The sequence below is a fragment of the Blastococcus goldschmidtiae genome, assembly GCF_031845325.1.
Lineage (GTDB): Bacteria > Actinomycetota > Actinomycetes > Mycobacteriales > Geodermatophilaceae > Blastococcus > Blastococcus goldschmidtiae.
On the sequence record NZ_JAVREI010000012.1, the window covers coordinates 101391 to 126054 of the forward strand.

Here is a 24664-nt window from a genome sequence, read left to right on the forward strand (position 1 = left end):
AGCCGATGACAGGTACGGGGACCGACGCCGTCGGCGCTCTGCGGTGGGGTCTGCAGCGTTACTTCCCGGTCTTCCTCGCCTGCCTGCTGCTCGGCGGGCTGCTCGCGCCGTTCGCCGTGCTGCGCGTGGAGTCCCCGGCGGAGGCCGACGCGCTGGTGATCGCGCAGCGCCTCGACATGGATCTGGAGGCGCTCGCGCGGTACGGCGAGGCGGTGTTCAACAACGGCCCGGTGGCGCAGGCGGTCGCCGGCCGGTACGGCGCCGGCGGCGACTTCCAGGACGTCATCCCCGACCGGGTGAGCCTGCTGGCGACGCAGGACTCCATCGTCTTCGAGGTGACCGGTCGCGATCCGGACCCCGATGTGGCCGCCGGCATCGCGAACACCGCCGCGGAGGCCTTCGTCGAGGAGCTCAACTCCGCAGGTGTCGGGGTCGGCATATTCGCGGTGCAGAGCCCGGCAGTGCCGCCGGCGGAGGCGCCCTCGGGCACCTCGACCACCGTCGCAACCGCCGTCGGCATCGCCGCCGGACTCCTCCTGGGGCTGGTCGCCGTGTCGCTCCTGCTCGTCGTCCGCCGGCCGGTCATCACGCCGCAGGACGCCGAGGAGGCCACCGGGGTGCGTGCGCTGGGTGTCGTGGCCGTCCCCGGCACCAAGCGCGGGCAGGTCGCGCCCCCGCACGCCTTCGCCGGTCTCATTCCGGTGTGCCGGCGCCTGCTGGCGCTGTCGATGCCGACCATCCTGCTGTTGAGCCGGCCCCGGGAGGAGTCCGCCCGCCGCAGCCTGAGCGTCGCCCTCGCGCAGATCCTCATGCGGGTCCGCGACATCCACTACGTCGGCGCACCGGAGGACGAGGCCGCGGTCGAGGGCGCCCACGGGGACCGGCCGGGGAGCCCGCGAGCGGAGCGGTTGCCCGCCGCGCACCACCGTCAGGGTGCCGACCCGGACATGACGGTCATCGACGGGAACCACCCCCTCGCGCTCGTGCAGCCGCCGGACGTCACGGCGAGCGTCCTGGTCGTGCCCGAGGGCATCAGCGCCGCGGCGCTGCGCACCGCCGTCGTGGAGCACCTCGGTGGCAGTGCCGAGCCCCGGATCCTGCTGGTCAAGCCGGCCGCCCGGTGGAAGGGTGCGTCGTCCGACCGCGCGGCCGGGGACGAGCAGGAGCCCGTGCATGCGGAGCAGGACGCGGGTCAGAGGATCTGATGGCCGCATCCCCCGTGCCGTCGGCCGGGCACCATCGCGGTTCGGCGGAGGACGAGCAGGCCCGGGACGTCGAGGACGCGATCGTGCGCCGTGTCGCCGAGGGCGCCGCGGAGTGGTTTCCCCAGGTCCGGACCGGAGGCGCGCCGCGGCTGCGGCGGCTCGTCGTCCGGCCGCGGGCCGCCCTGTACGCCGTCCACCTCGACGAGTCGCCCGTGCCCCACGTCCTGGCCAAGCTCCGGCGGGACGCGCCGGGCGACGTGACCGGCCGCTGGGCCGGCACGCGTCCCCGGCTGGCCACCGGCCCGCTACCGACGTCGGAGACCGCGGCCCTGGAGTTCCGGGGGCTGTCCGCCATCTCGGCGATGATCGAGCCGGACGATCCCGAGCTCACCGCGGTCCGGCCACTGGCCCTCCTGCCCGACGCAGACACCATCCTCATGGACTACGTGGAAGCCGACACGCTGCGCGACCGGATGCTGGGTCGTAGCCGGCTCCCGCTCGCCCGGCCCGGGTGGCGCCGCGGCCCGGAGGACGGCCAGTGGCAGCAGGTCGGCGCATGGTTGCGGCGCTACCAGCAGACGATGCCCACGACCGAGGTGCCCGCCCGGCAGGCCAGGCGCGAGGAGGTGGTCGAGCGGATCACCGCTTACGGCGAGTACCTCGGCGCGCGGCTCGGCCATCGGGCGGTGGGGGACATCGCCCGCAGGGGCGCCGAGCTCGCGTCCGCGGTCCTGCCGGAGCGACTGCCGCTGGCCGTGGTCCACGGGGACTTCGCACCGCGGAACGTGTTCGTGTTCCCCGACGGTCGTTCGGCCGTCTTCGATCCCATGCCCCGTTCGGCCGCACCCCGCTTCGATGACCTCGCCGCCGCGCTGGTCGCCATGCGACTGCTGGGGGTCCAGCTGCACACGCGCGGAGCGGCGTTCAGCCGGCAGGACCTCGCCCGGCGCGAGCGGGAGCTGATCGACGGCTACTTCGGCGACGAACAGCCCGCCCTGGCCGAGCTGCACTGCTACCAGCTGTTGCTGACCCTGGACCGCTGGTCCGCGCTGGTGGAGGAGCGTCCCGCCGGCGCCCGAGGGCAGCTGCGGCGGATGTCGGTGCGGTGGGCGTCGGGGTTCCTGCGCGGTGAGGCCGGCCGCCTGGCCGACCTGGTCGAGCGCGAGACCGCCGGGCCGCTGCCACGCTGACCGGACGGGCGTCACTCTCCTGCGGGGCTCGACGCGTCAGCGGAGCCAGTCGCTGAAGCCGAACTGGCGGCCGTAGCCGGCCGACCGGACCGGTCCGAGGTCCACGCCGTAGGCCGCGTTGATCTCGTGCGGGATGTACTGCAGCACGGAGTACTCGGGTGGGTAGCCGCCGTTGTCCTCGACGAACTGCGCGGCGCGGAGCAGTGCCTGGTCGCCCCACGACCACACGTCGCGGTAGCCGGCGCGCTCGAGCAGGCGGGCGCTCAGCGTCGCTCCGCCGAGCACCTCCCAGGAGTACATCAGTCCCTCGTCGTCCACCTGGGGATAGGAACCGGAGCTGCGGCTGATGTCCTCGACGATGGCGCCACCCCGGTCGCCGCACGATGCCGGGTTGATGGGCACCCAGCCGTCGTCCCCGCATGCCCAGGTCTGGTCGAAGTCGTCGGTCCGGCGGAAGTCGTCGTACGCATCCGGTTCGCCGGTGAAACCCGCGAAGACCTCGGCGGCCCGCTCGAGGTCGCTGCCGTCACGGAGGTACGAGCTGACGGCGATGCGGGTGGCCATCGCCCACGTGCCCCAGTTGTTGGCGCTGTCCTCGCTGGTCTCGGAGATCGAGTTCCACCTGCCGTGGCCGCCGAGGTCCTCCGTGCGCATCTCGTCGATCCACGTGGTGAACTCCGCGTCGCGGTAGCCGACCAGGTCGGCGGCGAGGGCGTAACCGCCGAGCTGCCGGCCGACGGACAGCACCCGCGCTCCGGACAGTGATGCGTCCGGCAGCTCTTCGAGGACCGAGACCACGTGGTCGCGCTGCTCGGCGTCGCCGGTGCGGGCATGCACCAGGGCCGAGGCGAGGGTCTCCGCGGCATGCCGGCTGTCCTCGTCCGACAGATCGATGTCGTCGGACTGGACGTTCGCAGCCGACAGGAGCGCGTCCCACGCGTAGCCCGAGGTGGGCAGGGCCTGCAGCTCCTCTGCGGTGGTCAGCGCGCCCGGCACCCTGCCGCTGCCCGGGCCGAGCAGCCCGGGGACGCTCGGGTCGGGGAGGTTCGGGTCGGCGGCGTTCGGGTCGGCGGCGCTTGGCTCGGCGGGGCTGTCGGTCGCTGTGCTGACGTCCTCGTCGGGGGAGGACACGGTCTCGTCGGGCGATGAGGAGAGGGCCCACACGGTGAGCAGGATCCCCGCGGTGATCAGCGCGCCGACGAGTCCGGCGACCACCAGGCGGGCGCGCTGGGCCGGCCCACCGGGACGGCTCTGCTCAGGGGCCGGCCGCTCCGTGACGGTCTCGGGAGTTCGGTTCATGCCGTCGCCGCCACGCCTCTCCTCGCGTCCCGGGGTGAGCCACTACGATCCGGGTACACCCGATTTCCGGAACGGCCCGGCAGGGCCGTGCCGTGGCGGTGGACCATCGTCACCCCGCGCGCAGTGGCGTGCTGTCGAGGACGACGGTACCCGAGTGCGACGGCAGCCCGGTTCGCATCGTCGGCCCTGGCCAGCGGCGTGGGCCGCCACGAGCCGGACGTGGTCGGCCATCCCAGCGTGCGGCAGGGGGGACCCGAGTCGCGAGATCCCGGGCGGTCCGGCTCGGCGTCAGTGCCACGGGCGGCCGCGCAGCGCGCGCTTGGCACGCCGGGCGGTCGAGGCGAAACGCTCCGACGTGCGCACCGGGAGATACGGCCGCGCGGCCTTGATCCGCAGTGCGAGCTGCCCGTTGCCGCGGTAGATGCCGACCCGCGGAACGGCGAAGTCCTCCGGTTCCTCCCGGCCCTCGGGCAGCGCGAAGGCGTGCGTGTAGCCGGCCCGCTCGGCGGCCCGGCGCACGTGGGCCTGGTGGAGTCCGCGCGGGTAGGCGAGGAGGGTGACCGGACGACCCAGCAGGTCGCTCAGCAGCTCCCGGCTGTCCCGGAGATCGGTCACGCACTCGGCCTCGGAGAGCTCGGTGAGCCGCAGGTGCGCCCAGCTGTGCGACTGGAAGTCGACCCCCGCATCCTGCATCTCCAGGATCTGGTCCAGCGTCAGCGTGGTCAGCGGCTTCGTGCCCGGGGTGTCGACCCAGTCGACCGGCTGACCCTGGGGAGTCAGGGTCTGTGCCACGAGGAACACCGTGGCCGGCAGTCCCGTCCGCCGGATCACCGGCAGCAGGTGCTCGTGGAGGGCGGCGAAGCCGTCGTCGAAGGTGAGGGCGGCCTCCCCGGAGGGCAACCGCCCGGACGCGTCGAGGCGGGGGAGGGCGTCGGCGAGCGGCAGCAGGCGCCGATGCCGCTGCAGCCAGGCGGCCTGCTGGAGGAAGGCGTCGGGCTCGACCGCCAGCGGGGACTCCCAGCCGCATTCCACCGAGTGGTAGCAGAGGATGGTCATCGGGTGACCGGCCGCAGCTCGGCGTACAGCGCCGACACGGCGGCAGCCGTGACGGCGCTGGAGAACCGCTCCGTGACGCGCTCCCGGCCGGCGGCACCCATCCGCCGTCGCAGCTCCGAGTCGGTGAGCAGCGGCTCCAGTGCGGCGGCGAGCTTCTCCGGGTCCTGCGCCGGGACGACGTACCCGGTCGTGCCGTCGGAGACGGCCCGCCCGACGTCCCCGACGTCGGTGGCCACCACCGGCAGTCCGGCGGCCATGGCCTCGAGGACCGACAGCGGCATCGCCTCCCACCAGGACGGCAGGCAGAACACGTCGGCGTCGGCGTAGGCCTCGTGCATCTGCTCCGGCGGCCGGCTGCCGAGGGCCTTCACGTCGTCGTCCATCGCGGCCCTGACCGCGGCTTCCGCGCTCGGCCCCTCGTCAGGAGTGCCGCCGACGAGGAGCAGCTCATGCCGGACACCTCTCTCCCGGAGCAGGCGCGATGCCTCGAGGAGGTCCACCACGCCCTTGCGGGGGGTGAGCAGCCCGACGTACAGGATCCTCGGCGGCTGGTGCTCCTGCCGCTCGGTGGGTTCCCCCACGGGGACACCGTTGTCGACGAGGACCACCCGCTCGGGCGGTGCGACCGTCTCCAGGATCTCCCGGCCGGCCGTCCACACGGCGACCATGCGGTCGGCGGGCCGGAGCGCCAGCCGCATCAGCCGGCGGCGCCCCGGGGAGTTCAGCCAGGACTGCAGGCCTCCGCCGTGGGCGTGCAGGACCACGGCGCACCCCCGGGTCCGTGCTGCGCCAGCGAGGAGACCGGCGCGGAGGGCCGTGACCGCGGGGGCGAGGGCGGAGTGGATGTGCACGATGTCCCGGTCGCCCGCGGCGCGCCACACCGCGACGACGTCCTGCAGGGTGCGGCGGGCGTTCGACAGCGAGAGCCGCCCGCCCTCCGGTGTCCCCGTGTGCGCGAGGTTGAGGAACCGCAGGTCGTGCTCCTCCCGGAGCCGGCTGGTCAGCAGGGTCTCCAGGAAGGTGGGGATGCCGCCCCGATCGGGCGCGCCCTTGCCGACGAGCAACACTCTGCTCATGTGCTGATGTCTCCGGGAGGTCGTAGGGCCGGCTGGACGAGGGCCGCGGGGGCTGCGGACGTTACCGGCCGGGGCCCCGGCCCGGCAGCCGCCGTCGTGCGCATCGCCCTAAGCGGTGAAGCGCGCCCACGAACCCACGCGCACCGACGACTCCCGGTTACCGTGTGACACGCCGCCTCGGCGAATCGAGATGAGGGATCAGCGCGTGAACGCGGAACGGTCGTCGTACGCAGGGCGGCTGCTGTGGTGCCTGCAGCACTACGCGTGGGTGGTCGTCGTCGCCTTCCTGGCCCTCGCCGCGGCCCCGCTCATGCTGGCACCGAGCGCGCCCACCTACCAGGCCGACGCGCTCGTCGTCGCCCGGGACTTCACCTTGTCCCCGGACGCGCTGCCGGACCTCGCCGAGACGATGTTCGCCAACGGTGCGGTGGAGGCGGCCGTCACCGCGGACCCCGCGGTGCAGGACGACGCGGATCTCGTCCCGGATCGCCTGTCGGTGCTGGCTCCCGAGGACTCCATCGCGCTGATCGTGCAGGCCCGGGACGCGGACGCCGCGACCGCGGTGCGGATGGCCAACCTCGCCGCTGCAGCGTTCAGGGGCGAGCTGAACGCGGCCGGCGCCGGCGTCGGCGAGTTCTTCGTCCAGGCTCCGGCGATCCTGCCCACCGACCCCCTCCCCGAGCTGCGGCCCGAGCTGCGGGCCGTCCTCGGTGGCCTGGCCGGTCTGGCGCTGGGGCTCGGGGTCGTCGCGCTCCTGGCGGCGATCCGCAAGCCGGTGATCACCTTCGAGGACGTCGAGGCCACGGCCGGCGTCCCTCTCTTGGGCACGGTGCAGCTGCGGCGCAGGTCCGCGACCGCCCACACCGGGCCGTGGGGGGTGCGCGGCATCGCCGGGGTGACGCGCTGGCTGTCCGCGGTGCCTCCGGGGCGGCTGCGCCTGGTGGGCCCGGCGACCGACGGGGACTCCTCGGAGTCCTGGATCCGCGACCGCCTGTTCGTGATGCTCGGGGTGGCCCTGTCGAGGTCGCGCCCGGTGCGCCTTGAGGGCCCGCCGCACCTGGTCGACGCCGTCCAGCGCCTGGGCGGCGGCCCTCGGAAGCTCCCGAGGACGCAGGACACCGCCGGTGACCGCGGCGCCGAACTCGTGCTGATCCATGACGACTCCCCGGTCGGGCTGGTCGACCCCACGTCGAGCAACGTCTCCGTCGTGGCTGTCGTCCGGCGCGGGGCGTCCCAGAGCGCGCTGCGCGCCCTGACCGGCGACTACGTGGGCGGGATACTGCTCGGCGTGGTGCTGGTCGACGTCAAGCCGGGCGGCCGCCGTCCCGAGCGGCAGCCGGTCCGGGCGCCGTCGGCCAACCGCGCTCCGGCGAGCAGTCACAAGGCTGTCGCTGACGTCGCGGAGCCGGGTCGGGCATGAGGCTCGGACGGTTGCTCGCGACCGGTACGGCGGTCGCGCTCGTCTGGCCCGCGGTCCTGACGGCCGGGACCACGATCCCGGCGGCCGCGGCGCCGGAGGCTGCGCAGACCTATCCCGGCCCGGCGTACAGCGCCGACTTCCCGACGACGCCCACGGCCGAGGCGAACCAGACCAAGCTCTGGTTCCACGCGGGCGCCTGGTGGGCACTCCTCCTCGAGCCGACCGGCCGCACCGTGCGCGTGCACGAGTTGATGCCCGACCACTCGTGGCGGCCCACCTCCGCGATCGTGAACGCCGACACGGGCGCGGTCGGTGACGCCTTGCACGACGGCGATCTGGTCCACGTCGCCACGCGGACCGCCGACGAGGCGCTGCGGTACGTCCGCCTCTCCTTCGACCCCGCCGCTCGGGACTACCGGGTCGGCGTGCCCAGTCTCATCACCCCCCGGGGCTCCCTCGAGCCCGCCAGCCTCGCCGAGGACACGACCGGGAGGCTGTGGGCCGCCTACGCCTCCTACAGCGACGTCCTGATCAGCTACAGCGACGACGGCGGACTGACCTGGGCGCCGCTGGAGTCCATCGCCGCCACGGGCACCGGGCAGGACTCGGAGATGGCCGCCCTCGTGTCCTACGACGACCGGGTCGGCCTGATGTGGTCCGACCAGCGGACCGGCACCTTCGAGTTCGCGTCGCACCAGGACGGTGACGCCCCCACCGCCTGGGTGAGGGAGACGGTCCCCCCCGGGCCCGCTGGGGCCAACGACCACATCAGCCTCACCCGGATCCCCGGCGAACCGTCGGACAGCCTGGTCGCCGCGGTGATGACCTCGGCGCAGGAGACGGGAGAGTCGATCGACGCGCCGCTGACCGAGGTGCTGGTCCGGCGCCCAGGGGGGCAGTGGTCGCGAACCACCGTCTCGACGGTCGCCGACGACCTCTACAACCCCGTGGTCGCAGTGGAGGAGTCGACCCGGACCCTGCACGTGTTCATGTCCCTGTACGGCAGCATCGTCGCCAAGCGGGCGTCCTGGGAGGATGTCCGCTTCCCGTCCGGACAGGGACAGCTGGTCGTGAACGGTGCGGACACCGACGTGGCCGACGGGCCCGAAGCCGGGCTGGTGGACCCGACGGTCGGCCAGGAACCGGTCAACGCAGGATCCGGACTCGTGGTGCTGGCCAGTGACCGGCGGGACAAGGACTACCGCCACGCGGAGGTGCCGATCGGCTCCGGGATCCCTCCTGCCGATCCGGATGACAGCACCCCGCCGGAGGCCCCCGCGACGCTGCAGGCCAGCGTCCTGTCGCCCACCGAGGTGGTCCTGACCTGGCCGGCGGCCACGGACGGGAACCGGTGGTGGCCGGCCGCCGACGGCGTCCCCGTCGGGTCGTACGTCGTCTCCCGCGACGGCGCCGAGATCGGCACGGTGTCGTCGACATCGTTCGTGGACCAGGATGCCCGCCCGGAGACCGAGGACGCCGCGACCGTCGTCACCTATGACGTGCAGGCGGTCGACGCCTCGGGGAACAGGTCCCCGGCCGCTCGCGTCGAGGTCCAGCTGCCGGCCCTGTCCGGGTCGGACCTGCCGCTGTTCGCCGGGGTAGGGCTGCTGGCGCTGGCCGCGCTCGCCGCCGGTGTCGCCGTCTACCGCCGGTACGTGCCGGCGGCGCCGCAGGACGCCCAGGAGGACGAGGCGCTCACGGCTGGTGACGCACCTCTGACCCCGTCGCGGTGAGCCCTTCCGCATCGCGCATCCTCTTCGTCGCTCGGAAATCACTCACCGCAGTCGCCGCGCCTGACGCGCCTCCGGCGCGGTAACCGATCGGAGACATCCGCCCCTCCCGTTGTCACACATCTGGGTGAATGACCCCGATCGGCGACGCACGGTGACGAGGAGCGACATGAACGAACGGCGACGGCCGTCCCGCTACGTCCGGAGCCGGCTCGTCCGGACCGGCGCCGGCGTGCTCCTGCCGCTCTCGTTGTTCTTTCTGCTGTTCGGTGCAGCCACGTTCGTGATGAAAGAAGTCGTGAGCCCCGCGCGGCCCTCCGTCGCCGTGGCGAACGAGGACTTCCCGGCCCCGAGCGGGGTCGACGACGACCACCTCGAGCTGCTCGGGGAGCTGGAGCCACCTCCTCGGGACAGCAACCTCGCGGGTGTGGTGGGCGCGCCGGTGCTGGAAGCGACCGAGGAACTCCGGGACGGGGGCTTCCCCGTCGTCCTCGTGGAGGACGTGCGCAGCGACGTCGACCCGGGCGACGTCACGGCTGTCGCCACCAGCGACGAGCGGGTCGTCGTCTTCTTCGCGTCTCCGCCGGCCCGGCCGGGGACGACGGCCGCCGCCGGCCCCGCGCTCTCGTCCCTGGGCGGCGACGACGGTGTGTCGATCCTCGCCGCTCCGGCACCGGCCGGGCCGGGCCTGAGCACGCCGGGAGGGTTGGTGGCCCTTTCGCCCGACCCCACGCCTTTCCCGGGGGATCCGGTGCCCACTCCGGGCCCGCAGCCGGACGCACAGCCGGCCCCCACCCCGGCCCCGACGCCGGGCCCGACTCCCACGCCGGTCCCGACTCCCACGCCGGTCCCGACCCCGACGCCGGGTCCGACTCCGGACCCGACGCCGACGCCGACCCCGGACCCGACCCCGGACCCGACCCCGACCCCGACGCCGACCCCGGACCCGACTCCCACTCCGACGCCGGACCCGACTCCCACGCCGACGCCGGACCCGACTCCCACGCCGACGCCGGACCCGACTCCCACGCCGACGCCGGACCCGACTCCCACGCCGGACCCGACTCCCACGCCGACGCCGGACCCGACTCCCACGCCGACCCCGACCCCGGACCCGACTCCCACGCCGGACCCGACTCCGACGCCGGCTCCGACGCCGGAGCCGACCGCGACCCTGGCTCCCGAGCCCACCCCGGCCCCGGAGCCCAGCCAGGAGCCGACCGCGACCCTGGCCCCTGAGCCCACCGCCACCCCGACCCTGGAACCGGCTCTCTAGCCGATCACCGCGCCATCCGCCGAGCCGGTGCCGGCAGCCCCTGACCCATCAGGCTCCGTCGATGCCGGTCTGAACTGTCGGACCGGCGCCTGCTCGTGCCCCCGTTGGAGTGGTTGCGGTCTCCGGCGGGCTGACGGAACGCCACCGTGTGGCAGACTCCGAGGTCCGTGCCCGCAGCGAGGCGACGTTTGCGTGGACGGCGGACCGAGCAGGTCACGGACAGACGGGAGCCGACGCGCGTGATGCCGACGCCCCTCCTCGTGGTGGCGCTGACGCCCCTCGTGGTGGCGTACCTGATCGCCGCCTTCCGGGACCCGCTGCGCTGGGTGCTCCCGCCGTACGCGGCATCGCTGCCGTTCAGCTCGCTGCTCTCCGTCGGTCCGGAGCCGTTCGGCTCGGCGTCCTCGGTGCTCGGGATGCTGCTCGGTGCGGCACTGCTCATGCAGTTGGTCACCACGCAGCGCGGCAACCCGCGTCTCTCCGTGGTGGTGCCGATCTGGCTGACGTTCCTCGCGCTCACGGCGTTGTCGTTCCTCTGGACCATCGGCCGGACGGTCACCATCGACGGCGTGATCGTGCTCGCCAGCCTGGTCATCCTGTTCGTGGCCCTGGCACTCTCGCGATTCGACCGGATCGCACTGCGGCGGTTCGAGAACGCGGTGATGGCCGGGGGGCTGCTGGTCGTCGGTTACGGCCTGTACCAGGTGCTGTTCGCCGGCGGTCTGCCCACCACGATCGGAGGCACCGCCCGTTTCGGCGACGACCTCCTCGACGCCAACAACCAGGCGGCCGCCCTGCTGCTGCCGTTGGTGATCGCGGCGGGCCGATCGCTCAGCGGCGCACGATCCTCGCGACTGCTCCACGGAGCGGCGACGGTCCTGCTGCTCCTGGGCATCCTGCTGACGGGGTCCCGAGGTGGACTGATCGCCTCGATGGTGGCGATGGCGGCAGTCCTCGCCCTGTCGGCCGGACGGGGGGCGCTCAAGGTCGCGGTCGCCGCCATCGCGGCCCTCCTCCTGGTGACCCTCCTCGTGATCAGGCCGTTCGGTGTGGGCGACCGTCTGTTCGAGCGGGGCGAGTCCTCCTCAGGCCGGACGGACATCTGGACCGTGGGGTTGCACTCGTGTGACGAGTACTGCCTGTTCGGTGCCGGATGGGGCACCTTCCCGCTCGTCTACAAGGAGCAGCTGGCGAAGGTCCCCGAGGCGCAGGCCGGCGGCGGCCGTCCGGCCTACGAGGCGCACAACATCTACCTGCTCGCGCTGGTCGAGGTCGGCGTCCTCGGGCTGGCGCTGATGGTGCTGGGGCTGGGGGCCGGGCTGAGGACCGCCCTACGCCTGCCGGTGGGGCTCCGGGGCCCGCCCGCGGCCGCGCTGATGGGCCACCTCGTCTCCTCGTTCTTCCTGTCCAACCTGGAGTACAAGTTCTTCTGGGCGATGCTCGCCTACATCGTGATCGCGGAGTCCGTGGCCGTGATGGAGCGGTCCGGCTCCCGATCGGCGGCGGGCCATCCTCAGCTGTCGGCCACACCGGTGCGCGAACTGGCGGCCCGCCCGGCCTGACGGTCGTCGCCCGGCCGGTCGGTGATGCGTGGCCGGTCGGTGATGCCGGCACGAGCCTCAGCCGGTCGTTGCGCGAGCACTTCTTCGTACACCTGTGTGAAGTACTCCGCCCGGCTGTCCCAGTCGAACGTCGCCATGTGCCTTCTCCCTGCTGCTCCCATGCGGACGCGCAGTTCCGGTTGGGTTCCGAGCAGACGGATCGCCGCCGCCAGGCCGCGCACCGAGTCCGCCGGGCCGGAGGCGGCGATGCGGATGCCGGCGTCCTCCCCGACCAGCGCGGCGGGGCCGCCCGTGTCCAGGTAGATGACGGGCCGCCCCGCCGCCATCGCCTCGAGGCACACCGAGCCGCCGGAGTCGTGCAGGCTGGGATGCACGAGCGCGTGGCATTCGCCCAGCGCCCCCATGGTCTCGTCCCGCCCGAGCCTGCCCAGGAAGCGGACCTGCCGGGCGATCCCCAGCCGCGCCGCCAGCCGCTCCAGAGACGCGCGCTCGGGTCCGTCCCCGACGATCCAGTACTCCGCGTCCGGGAGTCCGGCTGCCGCGAAGCCGGCCAGGCCGTACTGGAAACCCTTCCAGTGCAGGAGTCGAGCGATGCTGATGACCCGCAGCGGTCCCTCCGCGGCCGATGGCCGGGATCCGAGCTCATCGATCTCCCCACGCGGCAAGCAGATCCCCGGGAGCGTGCGGACCCTCGGGGCGCCCAGGGCGAGGAGCCGCGCCGAGGTCTCCTCGGTGGCCCCGTAGGCGAGCACGCTGCGTCGCGCGCTCAGGCGGACGAAGGGATCCCGTGCGCCCGCAGCGCGGATGCCGTCACGCGCGGCCTCGTACAGCCTCCCTCGTACACCCAGACCTCGGTAGTACGACGGAGGAGCCGACTCGCCACCGCCGACCGGCCCCCAGATGAGGGGTACGTGCAGCAGGCAGAGGAACGTCGGCATCCAGAACTTCATCAACGTGACGTGATGGATGAGGTGGAAGCCCACGCGGAGGTGCAGGCGCTTGGCGACGAAGTACGCCAGGACCTGCCATGGGTAGTAGTAGACGCTCCACCGCATGTGCTGTTCCTGGGTCCGGCGCCCTATCCACGACGGCAGGTCGCAGTAGACGACGTGCAGATCCGAGCAAGGACTCCGGTCCAGCTCCGAGTCGATCGCGGCTCGATTGGCGGCGCTGGTGAGCACCCAGACCTCGTGATGCTTCGCCATGGCGTGGGCGAACCCCCAGCCGGTCCCCGGATCCGATCCTCGACCGGGGCTGCAGTCGAACGCGGAGATGAGGATCCTGCGATACACCGGAGGCATGGCGCGGGAGGCTAGCGGCGCCCCTCACGGATAGGAAGGCGGACCGTGCTGGTGACCCCGACCACCGCTGCAGCTCGCGTGACGAGCCACCGGGCGTCTCCGTCGGACGAGCCGGGGAGGGCGGGTCGCCGGAGCATCAGCGGACGAGCCACCGCAGGAACTTCACCCGGCGTAGTTCGGGGAAGGAGTCGCCCAGCTCGATCGCATCGCGGCTGAGGACGAGCACCAGGAGCGAGGCGACTGCTGCGGCCAGCCCCGCCACGACCAGCCCCGGCTCCACGAGCACCTGGAATGTCCAGAGCCCGACCGCGGCCACCAGGATCACCAGGAAGCAGCGCCGGCACCGGGCGTCGATGAGGGAGGTGCCGATCGTCTTCCGGAGAGCCCACTGGTTGATCAGGTTCAGCGCCACCATGGCGCTCATGTTCGCGATCGCGACGCCCAGCCCGCCGTACCGGTGCACCAGCAGGAAGGCGAGCGCGAGGTTGAGCACCGTCACGGAGATGTAGGCGACCGCGAGGAAGCGGATGCGCTCGCACACCTGGAGCGTGTACTGGTTGAAACCGAGGACGACGCTGAAGTAGTAGCCGACGGCCAGCACCGCCATGATCACCGCGGACTCCGCGTACCGCTCGCCGAACAGCAGGACGGTGAGGTTGGGCGCGAGGGGCCCGGTGAGCGCGAAGATCGGGAAGGAGAGGACGGCGACGAAGGCGGCCGTCTGCCAGTAGGACCGGCGTAGACCCTCGGTGTCGGAACGGGCGAAGAGGCGGGCCGCCAGCGGCAGGAACAGCGGGAGGAACGCCGTGTGGACGGCGTTGTTGAGGCGCGCCGGGTTGAACACCGCCCGGTAGTCCGCGACCTCGGTGGCCGAGGCGAAGGCCCCGAGGATGAACACCCCGCCGACCGTCAAGGACAGCAGGAACAGCTCGCTGCTGATGAGCGGGAAGGAGAAGGAGAAGACGGCCCGGAAGGGCAGGACGACCTGACGCGGCCGCAGGTGGCGCAGCAGGCCGGCCTCACGCATGGTCTGGGCGAACACCCACACGTAGACCGCCAGCCCGATGACGCCGGCGGCGAGGTACCCGGCCGCGAGGAAGGTCACCGAGGCGCCGGTGAGCGCGAGGATGAGCACGATGACCAGCCGCAGACCCGGGGTGAGCAGGTACTTGCGGAAGAAGATGGCTCGCGGCTTGCCGAACACCGCGAAGAGGGAGAGGAAGACCTGGTCGAACGCCTCGAGGGGCGCGAGCACGACGAGGATCAGGACCACCCGCTGCGTCGTGCTGCTGTCGACCGCCGACCCGATCAGGAGGCCCGGGAACAGGAGCATGCTGCCGATCAGCAGGATGCTCGTCGCGATGATCGTCCCGAAGGCCAGGAACATGGCCCCGAACATCCGGTCGTGATCGCCCTGGTCCTCGTACTTGGCCATGAACTGGCTGAGGACCTTGCCCTGGCCCAGGGAGAGGACGGTCCGCCCCGCGGAGGCCAACGCCAGGGCGTAGGCGAAGGCCCCGAAGTCCTCCTTGGTCAGCGCGCGCACCAGGATGACGGCCGTGGCCGTGGTGAACATGATCGTCACGACGCGACCGACGACGAGGAGCGTGGACCCGCGCACGTGCGACCGGCGCATGTCGTTCGCCGCGGCCTCGGATGTGTCCCGTGCCGGGACGGCATCCGCGGCCGGACCGGCCGTCACGTCGACCGTCCCACCTGCGCCGCCGACGGCGTCCGTCCCCGGCGCGGCCGCAGGATCCGTCCTGCCGCCGCGACGGTCCGACTGACCGCTCATCCGTTGCTCCCCGATGCTCGTGTCGCCGGCATGGTGTGGCGGCTTCTCCCAGCGACCGTGATCCCTCGTGCGCTCGTCCGCCCGCTCGAGTTCACCGCAGCCGCCTCCTCACGATCTCGGCCACCCGGACGAGGGCCGGACCGGGATCGCGCCAGCTCTCGACGCTGGGTGCCGTGCCGGGGTGGGGCCGCAACGCGCGGCTCGCCGCTCCGAGGGTGGTGGAGCCGCGGCGGACGTCGTGCGCCAAGCGCTGGACGTCCCCGGCCAGCCACCGGTAGCGGACACCGGGGCGCGCCCGCACCACCTCGGTCGGGCGATCGCCTGCGGCCGCACGACAGGCGATGGCGGGCAGGTTGGCGCCTGCTGCGACGGCCAGCGGCAGGGAGCCGTACACCCGGGGGTTCACATCGATCACCTGGTCGCCCACGAACTGCACCTGGAACACCCCGGCATGTCCGGCGAGCAGGTAGGGGAGACGCCGTTCCAGCTCCCGATCGGGCTCCGTCGTGACGGCCGCACTCGCCGTCCCGCAGTCGGCGGGCCAGATGCGGACGTACCGCTGGTGCGCGACGGCGAGGAGTTCACCGTCGGCGATCACCCCGGACACCGACCGCATGGCACCGCGGGCGAAGGGCTGCACGACGACGGAGCCGAGCAGGCGGGCCATCGCCTTCGGGAGGTCCGCTGCGGAATCGACCCTGCTCGCCTCCTCGCCGGATCCGGACTTGACGGCTGCCTTGACGACGATCGGGTACTCGAGCTGGCCGGCCGCGTCAAGGACGGTGGCGGCATCCGCGAACTCGTACGTGGGCGGGGTGCTCAACCCGGCTGCCTCGGCCAGCTTGGGAAGCGCCGCCTTGTCCGCGAGAGAAGACCCCGGCAGGTCCAGCGCACAGAGCACCGCGTCACTGGCGGCGAGCAAGCCCGTGCCGGGGTGCGTGGCTACATGGTCCTCGACCGCCGTCCTGAAGTCAGGCGAGTTCACCTGAGGGGTCCGCAGGACGCCGGCGCAGCTGCGCGAGGCGGCTGCGGCGGAAGGGCGACCGGACACGGTGACGAACGGGCGGTATCCGGCCACGGCCAGCGCGCGCACCGCCGCCACAGCAGAACGGCTGCTGCCGTTGGCGTGGTCCATGACGAGGACGGGTCCGTTCCGGAGGCCCCGTGCCCGAGGTGAGCGCAAGCCGCGCATCCCTGGTGACCCTCCAGCGGACGTAGTGACAGAACGGCTGATGCTAGCCGCCCTCGCCGCCATCTACGCCGGTGGAGACACCTTCGGGGGACAGGGCAGGGATGACGAGGTGACACATCTCCCGTCGAGATCCCGCCCGCCTGGGTGCGGCGAACAGTGCCTGGTCCACGCCCGCCTCCGTCGCAGGAAGACGCCCGCACCTGGCAGTCTGGCCGCGTGACTCCAGGAACCCAGCCGTACCGTGCCGTTCTGATCCCTGGCGACGGCGTCGGGCCGGATCTCACGGCCGCGGCCGTCCGCGTCGTCGACGCCACCGGTGTGCGGATCGACTGGGACGTCCACGACGTGGGGACTCCGGCACTCGAGCGCGGTCTGGACCCGCTGCCCGAACGGACCGTGCGGGCCGTCCGCGAGTGCGGGGTCGGGCTCAAGGGGCCGGTCTCCACCAGCGCCGTCGGCGGCTTCCGTTCGGTCAACATCGGCCTGCGTCGAGCGCTGGGGCTCTACGTACAGGTGCGCCGCTGTCGGACGTTCCCGGGGGTGCCGGCACCGTTCGAGGGGATCGACGTCCTCGTGGTGCGGGAGACCACCGAGGACCTGTACGGAGGCGTGGACCTTCCCGCCGAGGAGGAGGCGACCCAGGAGCTCGTGCACTGGCTGCGGGATCGGGGGGCTGACCTGAACGACGGTGCGGCTCTGTCGGTCAAGCCGGTGTCGGCCGTGGCCACTAGGCGTGCGGCCCGACTGGCGCTCTCCTACGCGCGGGACGCCGGCCGGCAGCGCGCGACCATCGTGCACAAGGCGACGGTCATGCGCGCGACTGATGGCTTGTTCCTGCGGACGACGCGGGAGGAAGCCGCGGCCTTCCCCGACATCTCGGTCGACGACGCGCTCGTCGACGCGGTCGCGGCGGATCTCGTCCGCCGCCCGCAAGCGGCCGATGTCCTCTTCACCCTGAACATGTACGGGGACATCCTCGCCGACCTGGCCGGTGGGGTGGTCGGTGGCATCGGGCTCGTCCCGGGCGCCAACCTGGGTGAAGGAGTAGCGGTGTTCGAGCCTGCGCACGGTACCGCGCCCCGGCACGCCGGCAAGGACGAGGTGGACCCCGTGGCGACGATCCTCTCGGCCGCCCTGCTCCTGGAGCACCTCGGTGAGGCGGACGCTGCCCGTCGCATCGAGCGGGCGGTCGCTGCTGTCCTCGAGGAGGGGGAGGCCGTGACCTACGACGTGTGCCGACCGGGGCGGACCCCGGTCGGCACCGCTGCCATGACGCAGGCGATCATCGGTCGTCTGTCCTAGCGAGGCCCGGCTCCGTCAGTCCTCAGCGCTCACCGCGATCGACGTGCATCGAGGTTCTTCCGGGCCAGCGCCACGGCGCGCTGAGGGCTCGTGGCGGCGTTGCCCAGGGTCGGACCTGGGTCGGAGAAGGACAGCAGCGGCAGGCGCTTGCGGGCCCGCAGGCTCCGGAGCCAGTCGCCCGCGGTGAGTTCCCCGGCGCGACGGTACTGGAGGAAGGCCCGGAGGTCCTTGACCGGATGCCACTGCCCGATCTCCCGACCGTCCGGCCCGGCAGGGACGAAGTCCGATCCCCGGGCCCGCTCGTAGAGCAGATGAGCCAGGTCCAGCCCACCCGCGCGGATCATGGGATCCGCAGCGGTCAGGCGCAGGTTGCACTCGATCAGCTTCAGCCGCCCGTCCCGCGCGTCCCGCTTGAACTCCACGTTGCCGAGGCCTCGGAGGCCGGCGGAACGGAAGAGGCGCAGGCCCAGTTCGCGGGCTTCGGGGACGTCCGCGCTCAGGTGGAAGGTGCCGTCCCCGAAGTGGATCGGCTGCTGGCGGATCTTGCGCTTGGTGTAGTGGAACAACGGTTCGCCGTCCACGAGGTACGTGTAGTACGAGCAGAACGCGTCGTCGGCTCCGGGGACCACTTCCGTGACCACGACGCCGTTCGCCCCGCCGAGGGTGGCCCGCACCGTCGCCTCCAGCTCCCGGCGGTCATGGACGACGAGCGCCTTCCTGGAACGGAAGCCCGCAGGGCGGTGGTGGGATTCGGTGGGCTTGACCGCGCACGGGAAGGCGAGGTCGTGCTCCTGGAGGTCCTCGATGCGCTTGATCCACACGGCGCGTGGAGCCTCGATGCCGGCCGCCGTCGCGATCCGGTAGGTCTCCCCCTTGTCCAGGAGCGCGAGGACGACCTCCTCGTTCATCTCCGCCGGCAGGTACCCCTGGCTCTGGAGGAACGACCGGTTGTGGGCGAGGAACTCCAGCCCGTGGTCGCTGGTCGGCAGGACGACGGCCCCTCGGGGGCCGGTCGCCAGCCATTCCCGCCACCATGCCTGCACGCTCCCGCCGGGGAAGGGGACGTGCTCCGCGACGTGCCGCGACCACCGCAGCGGCTCGGGCGTCGTCGACGCGGCGAGCGCGTGGACCCGGATACCGCGGGAGCCGAGGGAGCGAGCCGCCGAGAGAGCGTTGACCGCGCCGCCGAGGAGGACCGCCGGCGGGCTGTCAGCGAGGGTCACGGTAGGGCTCCGTGGCGACTCCGGCCTCGTTCAGCATGCTGTCCACCCAGGCGTTCGAGAAGTCGCCGCGTGCCACGGCGGCCAGGTACTCGGCTTCCGTCGCAGACCGTTCCCTGAGCCGCTGCAGGAGCTCGGGAGCCAGCTCGCGGGGAACGACCACCACACCGTTCACGTCACCCACGATCAAGTCGCCCGGGTTCACGACGATGCCTCCCAGCGACACCGGGTAGTTGACCTCGCCGGGACCGCGGTGAAGGGGACCGATGGGGGTGATCCCGCGGGCGAACACGGGAAAGTCGCCGAGGCGACGGATGGCCCCGATGTCCCGGACCAGACCGTCGACGACGAATCCTGCGATCCCCCGGTGGCGTGCCTTCGTGCTGACCAGATCGCCGAGCACGGCCGTCGTCCGCTCCCCCGCGGTGTCCACCACCACCACGTCGCCGGGACGGGCGATGTCCAGGCTCTTGTGGACCATGAGGTTGTCGCCGGGGAACACCTTGACGGTGCACGCCGGCCCGATGATCCGGAGCGCGGGGTCCGTGACGTTGGAGATCGCCGAAGACATGGTGTACAGACGGTTGAGCAGGTCCGAGATGTCCGGGGTCTCGAAGCCGCGGAAGCCGTTGATCACCTCGGGCTCGGGGCGCTCGATGTCGTTGCGGACCCGGAAGCCGGCTCCTGGGTGCATCTCGGCGGTTCTCGGCTTACCGGCCACTCGTTCCTCCGTGTTGTGCCTGGCGAATCCTGCCTAGGGCGGCCTTTCTTACCACTGATGACCGGCCGGGAACCAACCGCAGGCACCCCATCGCTGTACCGGGGGACATGGATCGGTGCAACCGAGGGGTTCGGCGCCGCTACGGAGCGTTCCCGGCCCTCGGTCCGTCACCGTTCACCCCTCCCCCGTGCGGGGGAGAAAGACTGACCGTCGAGGCCCGCAGGGATATGGTTCGTCCAATTCAAAGGTGAACAGCGAGCACGATGCTGTCGAAAATCGGAAAAGGTGGGCCGTGGGAATCGGGTCTCCGCTGTCTCGGGTCTCGTCACTCGGTCGGCCGGGCAGCGCGACGAGCACCCTCGCGCGGCGCGCGGACATTGCCTGGGAGCTCGGAGCCCGTGGGACGAGGCGCTACCTCGACGACAAGCGCAAAGCTCGGATCTGGGCCCCTGCGGCCCGCCGCGACCTCTATGCCGACATCTGGACCGAGGCGGCGAAGGGCAACGACGCCGGGTACGCCACGATGGGGAACGACTTCACCGTGCTGGAGCGGGGTGGGTGCCGGATCGTCGCCTGGTTCCACCACGTGCAGCTCGACGACGCCGTGACGCTGAAGCTGGCGCTGGACAAGGAGCTGGTGCACCGGCTGCTGATCGAGGCGGACGTCGCCGTCCCTGAGTACGTGGTGTTCTCGCCGGCCGATCCGGCGGCTGCGTCGAGGTTCCTCGAGGACGCGGACCGTCCCTGTGTCCTGAAGCCGGCTTCGGGGACGGCCGGTGGGTCCGGCGTCACGTGCGCCATCGACAGTTCTGCGGATCTCCGTCGCGCCGTCGCCCACGCCGCCCGCTTCGGTGACCTGATGATCGAACGCTCGGTGTCGGGACGCGAATACCGGCTCCTGTTCCTGGACGGGGAGCTGCTCGACGTGATCGGCCGGCGGCCACCGCACGTGGTCGGGGACGGCCGGTCGTCCGTGGCCGAGCTCGTGTCGCAGGCCAACGCGCAGCGGGCGGCTGACGCCCCACGGTCCGGCATTGCATACCTGGACACCGACCTCGACTGCTTGCTCACGCTGGACATGGCCGGCCTCAGCCTCCGGTCGGTCCTGCCGGCAGGTGTCACGGTGCAGCTGAAGTCGGCGGCCAACCGCAACGGTCCCGGGGACAATGAGACCATCGATCGCGATCAGGTCTCCGACGCGCTGATCGCCGAGGCTCGGCGAGCCGTCGTCGCGACCGGCCTCAGGTTCGCGGGCGTGGACCTGATCACCCCCGACCTCAGCCGGCCCCTGTCCGAGGCCGGAGGTGCGGTCATCGAGGTGAACGGCACCCCTGGCCTGCACTACCACTACCTCGTCGCGGATCCGGACCGCGCGACCCCGGTGGCGGTCCCCCTGCTGCGAACCCTGCTGGAAGAGGCCGATCTCCGCGAGCGGCGGATGCCGCGGATCAGTCGTACGGACGGGTGAGGGCGGTGCGTGCCTCCAGGGCGGTGGACGTCGCTCGTCCCCCGGCGGACTCGTCGCGATATCGGGTCGGACCGATCATCTCGTATCGAGTGGTGGTGACGATGTGAGCCGGTCAGCTGATCGACCGGACCGCCGCGTCGCGGCTCCTCCGCCGTCGCTGTGGTCCCGGATCACGAAGGCGTCGGCCCGGGACATCGTCGACGACGGCGTTCCTCGGTGGTTGGCCTGGCAAGTGTTCTGGGCACCGATCGCCGGCGCTGTCCTGCTGGTGACGTTGTTCGCGGTCTCCCGCCCGAGCTACTACGAGGTGCTCGCCGAGGATCGCCCGGTGGAGTGGCTGCAGTTCGCGCTGTGCCTGATGACCGCACTGTTCGGTCTTGCGGCAGCCCGTCGGTTGGCGGTCCGGCGGCAGTTCGCCGCGGCCGGAGCGCTCCTCCTGGTCGGCCTCGGGTCGTTCTTCCTTGCCGGGGAGGAGATCTCCTGGGCGCAGCGGGTGTTCGCTTTCGGCACTCCCGAACAGCTGGCTTCCACGAACTCGCAGGAGGAGTTCAACCTGCACAACCTTCACGCTGTCGGGTTCGACGTGCAGGACATGTTCAAGATCTTCTCCTTCCTGCTGGGACTGGGAGGTGTGGCTCTGACGTTGGCGACACGTGGTCGTCGCCCCTGGTTGACCGGCCGTTTCTGGCTGCTGGTGTCGCCGCCGCTCTATGCGCTCCCCGGTTTCCTCGGCATGGTCCTGTACCGGCCCTTCCGGCTCCTGGACATCGCCTACATGCCGGTGCTCAAGTTCCAGGAGTGGGTGGAGACCGCGCTCTTCCTCTCCATGGCCGTGACCGCCTACGTCATCTACCTGCGCTCGGCGCGATCGGCGCTCCCTGTCACGCCGGCCGAAGGCGCTTCGTCGTCGGCGGATGCCGGAACTGCGGTGGGGCTCGCCGGCCGCACCGGCACGCGGCCGCTGGTGATCGCTGTGTGCGTCGTCGCGGTGACCGTGGTCTTCGCAGCGCTGACCGCCCATCATGGTATAGCGCCCGGCAACCCGGTTCCCCGATAGAGGTGCCAGTCCGCAGCCCGGACCCCGCTTTGCGCGCGTCCTGATCACTGAGGTAGACGACGCGAGGCCAGAGGTGCGGCCGTGACTGGCCTGATCGGAGCGGCTGCTCATCGGCCCTCAACTCACGAGGGCGGGCGATCGCGCCCGGCGTTCCGTGTGTCCCGCCGTGCCCGGCACTCGGGATGGTGTCCGGGAACGCGATGGCGCTGCGAGCGGCTCAGACTGAGTCGCCCGATTGGCGTCGGAAACGTCCGTCGCTCGGCGAAGCGGTGTATACCCAGCGGAATGTGCAACGCTGACGAAGTGCCCGCGCTGGTGCTCGGGGCCGGTGTCTCGGGTCTGGCGGTGCTCCGCTCCCTGGGGCGCAGCGGCGTGCCGGTGTTCGTGGCCGGTGCCGAGACCACGCTGGTCCGCCGATCACGGTGGTACCGCTCCGCACCCGGGGACGCGGAGCTACGGGCGGGGCTCGCCGAGTACCTCCGGACATCGGTCCTGCCGCAGGCTGTCCTGTTCGGGTGCAGCGACTACTGGGCGGAGACCCTGGCCGCCCTGCCTGCTGACCTCGCCAGCCGGTTTCCGGCCGTGGTCGCCGAGCCGGGCGTCCTGAGCGCGCTCACCGACAAGGAGGCTTTCGCGGAGGCGGCGCGCGTTGCCGGCGTCCCCACGCCCCGCACGCAGCGGGTCTCGGGGCTCGACGATCTCGCCGCCTTGAGCGACCACGAGCTCGTCGGCGCGTTCCTCAAGCCCGCCGACTCCCAGCGGTTCAGCCAGCGATTCGGCGTCAAGGCGCTGTCGGTGCGGGACCGTGCTCACGCCGCGGAACTGCTCGGACCGCTGGCCGAGGAGCAGCACACGATGCTGCTGCAGGAGTACATCCCGGGCCCCCCGACGGGGCACGTGTTCCTCGATGGCTATGTCGATCGTGCCGGGGTGATGCGGGCCTGCGTGGCGCGCCGTCGGCTGCGCATGCACCCGGCCGATTTCGGCAACAGCACGCTGTCGGTCACCGTGCCCGTCGACGAGGTGAAGGGCGCGGTCGACTGCCTGCGCCGCCTGTTCCACACGCTGGGGTACAAGGGCTTGTTCGACGCGGAGTTCATGTACGACCAGCGCGACGAGCAGTTCAAGCTCATCGAGGTCAACGCGCGCCCGTGGTGGCAGCTCGAGATCCTCTACGCCTGCGGCGTGGACGTCGTGCCGATGGCCTACCGCGACGCCCTCGGGCTGCCCATCAGCTCGATCGAGGAGTACCGCGTCGGGTGCACGTGGGTGCACCCGCTGCCCGACGTCCGCTCATGGTGGGCGGCGCGCGGGCGCGGGTCCGGCAGTTTCCCGCTTCGGTACTGGATGCGCGACGCCAACGCGGTGTACAGCCGGGACGACCCGGGGCCGGCGGTGGACGAGCTCGCACGCGCGCTCCACGTAGGCGCCGCAGCCGTGCGCGCGCGAGTCCGGCGTGCCCGATCACCGCGTTCGCGGTGACGGGCGGCTGAGGGGCGCGAACAGGGCGGTGGCTGCGGTACCTCGACGCGGCTCCAGCGGACCGGTGGCGTGCGCGTCGGTGTCGATGGGGAACTGCAGCCGAGCTCCACGGCGAGGCTCACCAGCCGCCGGCAGGCGATCACAAGGCGGCAGGTGCAGTGGCCGAGGACGCTGGATGTCGCACTCCAGGCCGCTGAGGGCGAGGTACTCGGTGGCACCCGAACGTGCCCCCGAGCTCGGTGTTCCGCTTGTGACGGCTCTGGACCTAGCCGAGTAGCGAGTCGACGCTGCGGGTGTTGATCACCCGGTCCGGCTCGACGCCGCACTCGATCGCCCGCTCGACGCCGTTGTACTGCCAGTCGAGCTGTCCGGGCGCATGGGCGTCGGTGTCGATGGCGAACTCGCAGCCCAGCTCCACGGCCAGGGTGAGCAGCCGGCGGGGTGGGTCGAGCCGCTCCGGCCGGGAGTTGATCTCGACGGCGGTGCCGAACTCGACGCACGCGGAGAAGACAGCCTCGGCGTCGAAGGCGCTCTCCGGGCGCGGCTTCTGCGTGCCGTTGCGCTGCCGGCGGCCGATGACCAGCCGGCCGGTGCAGTGCCCGAGGACGTCGGTGTGCGGGTTGGCGACGGCGGTGAGCATCCGCGCGGTCATCGCCTTCGCGTCCGCGCGCAGGTCGGAGTGCACGCTGGCCACGACGACGTCGAGCCGGCCCAGCAGCTCGTCGGTCTGGTCGAGGCTGCCGTCGACGTTGATGTCGCACTCGATGCCGGTGAGGATCCGGAAGGGGCTGAGCTCCTCGTTCAGCGCCGCCACGACGTCGAGCTGCTTCTCCAGCCGCTCCGGCGAGAGGCCGTTGGCCACGGTCAGCCGGGGGGAGTGGTCGGTCAGTGCCATGTACTCGTGGCCGAGGGCCATGGCGGCCTCGGCCATCTCGCGGATGGGGCTGCCGCCGTCGGACCAGTCCGAGTGCAGGTGCAGGTCACCGCGCAGCGCGGCCCGGAACTCCGCGACGTCGTCGGCCATCGGGACCAGCTCGGCGAGGTCCTGCTCGAGCTTGGCCAGGTACTCGGGGACCTCGCCCCTGTGCGCCTGCACGACCACCGCGGCGGTCTTGGGTCCCACGCCCTTGAGGTCCTTCAGCGTGTTCGTGCGGATCTTCAGGTCGAGCTGGTCCTCGCCCAGGCCGTCGACCACCGCGGCGGCCGTGCGGAAGGCCTGCACGCGGTAGCTGGGCTCGCGGGCGCGCTCCAGGAGGAAGGCGATCCTCCGGAGCGCGGCCGCGGGCGCCAGCGTGGTGCTCAGTGCTCGGCC

Annotated in this window: 19 protein-coding genes; 10 read left to right on the forward strand and 9 right to left on the reverse strand. The window is 72.1% G+C overall.

Annotation, left to right across the window (positions count from 1 at the left end):
- The first annotated feature begins 5 nt into the window (after window positions 1–5).
- Window positions 6–1205 (forward strand): YveK family protein, encoded by a 1200-nt coding sequence (locus tag RM425_RS15845; RefSeq protein ID WP_311346181.1) that lies wholly within the window; start codon window positions 6–8, stop codon window positions 1203–1205.
- The gene (locus tag RM425_RS15850; RefSeq protein ID WP_311346182.1) at window positions 1205–2395 is read left to right on the forward strand and encodes a phosphotransferase; all 1191 of its coding nucleotides are present in this window, start codon (window positions 1205–1207) and stop codon (window positions 2393–2395) included. Before RM425_RS15845 ends, RM425_RS15850 begins: the two co-directional genes overlap by 1 nt.
- A 36-nt stretch (window positions 2396–2431) precedes the next feature.
- Here RM425_RS15850 and RM425_RS15855 read toward each other — a convergent pair whose 3' ends face one another.
- The 3 genes from RM425_RS15855 to RM425_RS15865 form a co-directional block, all read right to left on the reverse strand.
- Window positions 2432–3694, reverse strand: a complete 1263-nt coding sequence (locus tag RM425_RS15855) for a hypothetical protein (RefSeq protein ID WP_311346183.1) — start codon at window positions 3692–3694, stop codon at window positions 2432–2434.
- 288 nt (window positions 3695–3982) lie between these two features.
- Entirely contained in the window at window positions 3983–4750 is a 768-nt protein-coding gene (locus RM425_RS15860; protein WP_311346184.1) for a polysaccharide deacetylase family protein, read from the reverse strand.
- Window positions 4747–5826 carry a glycosyltransferase family 4 protein gene (locus RM425_RS15865; protein WP_311346185.1) on the reverse strand — a complete coding sequence of 360 codons (1080 nt, stop codon included), beginning with the start codon at window positions 5824–5826 and terminating at the stop codon, window positions 4747–4749. The genes RM425_RS15860 and RM425_RS15865 overlap by 4 nt, the downstream gene beginning before the upstream one ends.
- 205 nt (window positions 5827–6031) lie before the next feature.
- Here RM425_RS15865 and RM425_RS15870 point away from each other — a divergent pair, with 205 nt between their 5' ends.
- The 4 genes from RM425_RS15870 (at window position 6032) to RM425_RS15885 (ending at window position 11814) form a co-directional block, all read left to right on the forward strand.
- A complete protein-coding gene (locus tag RM425_RS15870; protein ID WP_311346186.1) occupies window positions 6032–7246 on the forward strand; it encodes a hypothetical protein in 1215 nt (404 codons plus the stop codon).
- The gene (locus tag RM425_RS15875) at window positions 7243–8979 is read left to right on the forward strand and encodes a hypothetical protein (RefSeq protein WP_311346187.1); all 1737 of its coding nucleotides are present in this window, start codon (window positions 7243–7245) and stop codon (window positions 8977–8979) included. The genes RM425_RS15870 and RM425_RS15875 overlap by 4 nt, the downstream gene beginning before the upstream one ends.
- A gap of 166 nt (window positions 8980–9145) precedes the next feature.
- A complete protein-coding gene (locus tag RM425_RS15880; RefSeq protein ID WP_311346188.1) occupies window positions 9146–10252 on the forward strand; it encodes a hypothetical protein in 1107 nt (368 codons plus the stop codon).
- 242 nt (window positions 10253–10494) lie between these two features.
- The gene (locus RM425_RS15885; RefSeq protein ID WP_311346208.1) at window positions 10495–11814 is read left to right on the forward strand and encodes an O-antigen ligase family protein; all 1320 of its coding nucleotides are present in this window, start codon (window positions 10495–10497) and stop codon (window positions 11812–11814) included.
- Here the strand turns inward: RM425_RS15885 and RM425_RS15890 are convergent.
- The 3 genes from RM425_RS15890 to RM425_RS15900 form a co-directional block, all read right to left on the reverse strand.
- Window positions 11766–13019 carry a glycosyltransferase family 4 protein gene (locus tag RM425_RS15890; protein WP_311346189.1) on the reverse strand — a complete coding sequence of 418 codons (1254 nt, stop codon included), beginning with the start codon at window positions 13017–13019 and terminating at the stop codon, window positions 11766–11768. The two genes, RM425_RS15885 and RM425_RS15890, sit on opposite strands and share 49 nt — an antisense overlap.
- A gap of 232 nt (window positions 13020–13251) precedes the next feature.
- On the reverse strand, window positions 13252–14910 hold the full coding sequence (locus RM425_RS15895; RefSeq protein ID WP_311346190.1) for a flippase: 1659 nt from the start codon (window positions 14908–14910) through the stop codon (window positions 13252–13254).
- Window positions 14911–15001: 91 nt separating this feature from the next.
- Entirely contained in the window at window positions 15002–16045 is a 1044-nt protein-coding gene (locus RM425_RS15900) for an ATP-grasp domain-containing protein (RefSeq protein WP_311346191.1), read from the reverse strand.
- Window positions 16046–16318: 273 nt separating this feature from the next.
- Between RM425_RS15900 and RM425_RS15905 the strand changes: the two genes are divergently transcribed.
- A complete protein-coding gene (locus tag RM425_RS15905; protein ID WP_311346192.1) occupies window positions 16319–17404 on the forward strand; it encodes an isocitrate/isopropylmalate dehydrogenase family protein in 1086 nt (361 codons plus the stop codon).
- 29 nt (window positions 17405–17433) lie between these two features.
- Here the strand turns inward: RM425_RS15905 and RM425_RS15910 are convergent, their stop codons facing one another.
- Together RM425_RS15910 and RM425_RS15915 are read right to left on the reverse strand one after the other, a co-directional pair.
- The gene (locus RM425_RS15910) at window positions 17434–18627 is read right to left on the reverse strand and encodes a carboxylate--amine ligase (protein WP_311346193.1); all 1194 of its coding nucleotides are present in this window, start codon (window positions 18625–18627) and stop codon (window positions 17434–17436) included.
- Window positions 18614–19318 (reverse strand): RraA family protein, encoded by a 705-nt coding sequence (locus tag RM425_RS15915; RefSeq protein WP_311346194.1) that lies wholly within the window; start codon window positions 19316–19318, stop codon window positions 18614–18616. Before RM425_RS15915 ends, RM425_RS15910 begins: the two co-directional genes overlap by 14 nt.
- A gap of 319 nt (window positions 19319–19637) precedes the next feature.
- On the opposite strand from RM425_RS15915, the gene RM425_RS15920 reads away from it, so the two are divergent.
- From RM425_RS15920 to RM425_RS15930, 3 genes are all read left to right on the forward strand, one after another.
- Complete coding sequence (locus RM425_RS15920; protein ID WP_311346195.1) at window positions 19638–20813, forward strand: hypothetical protein; 1176 nt, start codon at window positions 19638–19640, stop codon at window positions 20811–20813.
- 103 nt (window positions 20814–20916) lie between these two features.
- On the forward strand, window positions 20917–21870 hold the full coding sequence (locus tag RM425_RS15925; protein WP_311346196.1) for a hypothetical protein: 954 nt from the start codon (window positions 20917–20919) through the stop codon (window positions 21868–21870).
- Window positions 21871–22155: 285 nt separating this feature from the next.
- Complete coding sequence (locus RM425_RS15930) at window positions 22156–23352, forward strand: carboxylate--amine ligase (protein WP_311346197.1); 1197 nt, start codon at window positions 22156–22158, stop codon at window positions 23350–23352.
- 265 nt (window positions 23353–23617) lie between these two features.
- On the opposite strand, the gene RM425_RS15935 is transcribed toward RM425_RS15930, so the two are convergent.
- Complete coding sequence (locus RM425_RS15935; RefSeq protein ID WP_311346209.1) at window positions 23618–24655, reverse strand: PHP domain-containing protein; 1038 nt, start codon at window positions 24653–24655, stop codon at window positions 23618–23620.
- Between the last annotated feature and the right edge of the window lie 9 nt (window positions 24656–24664).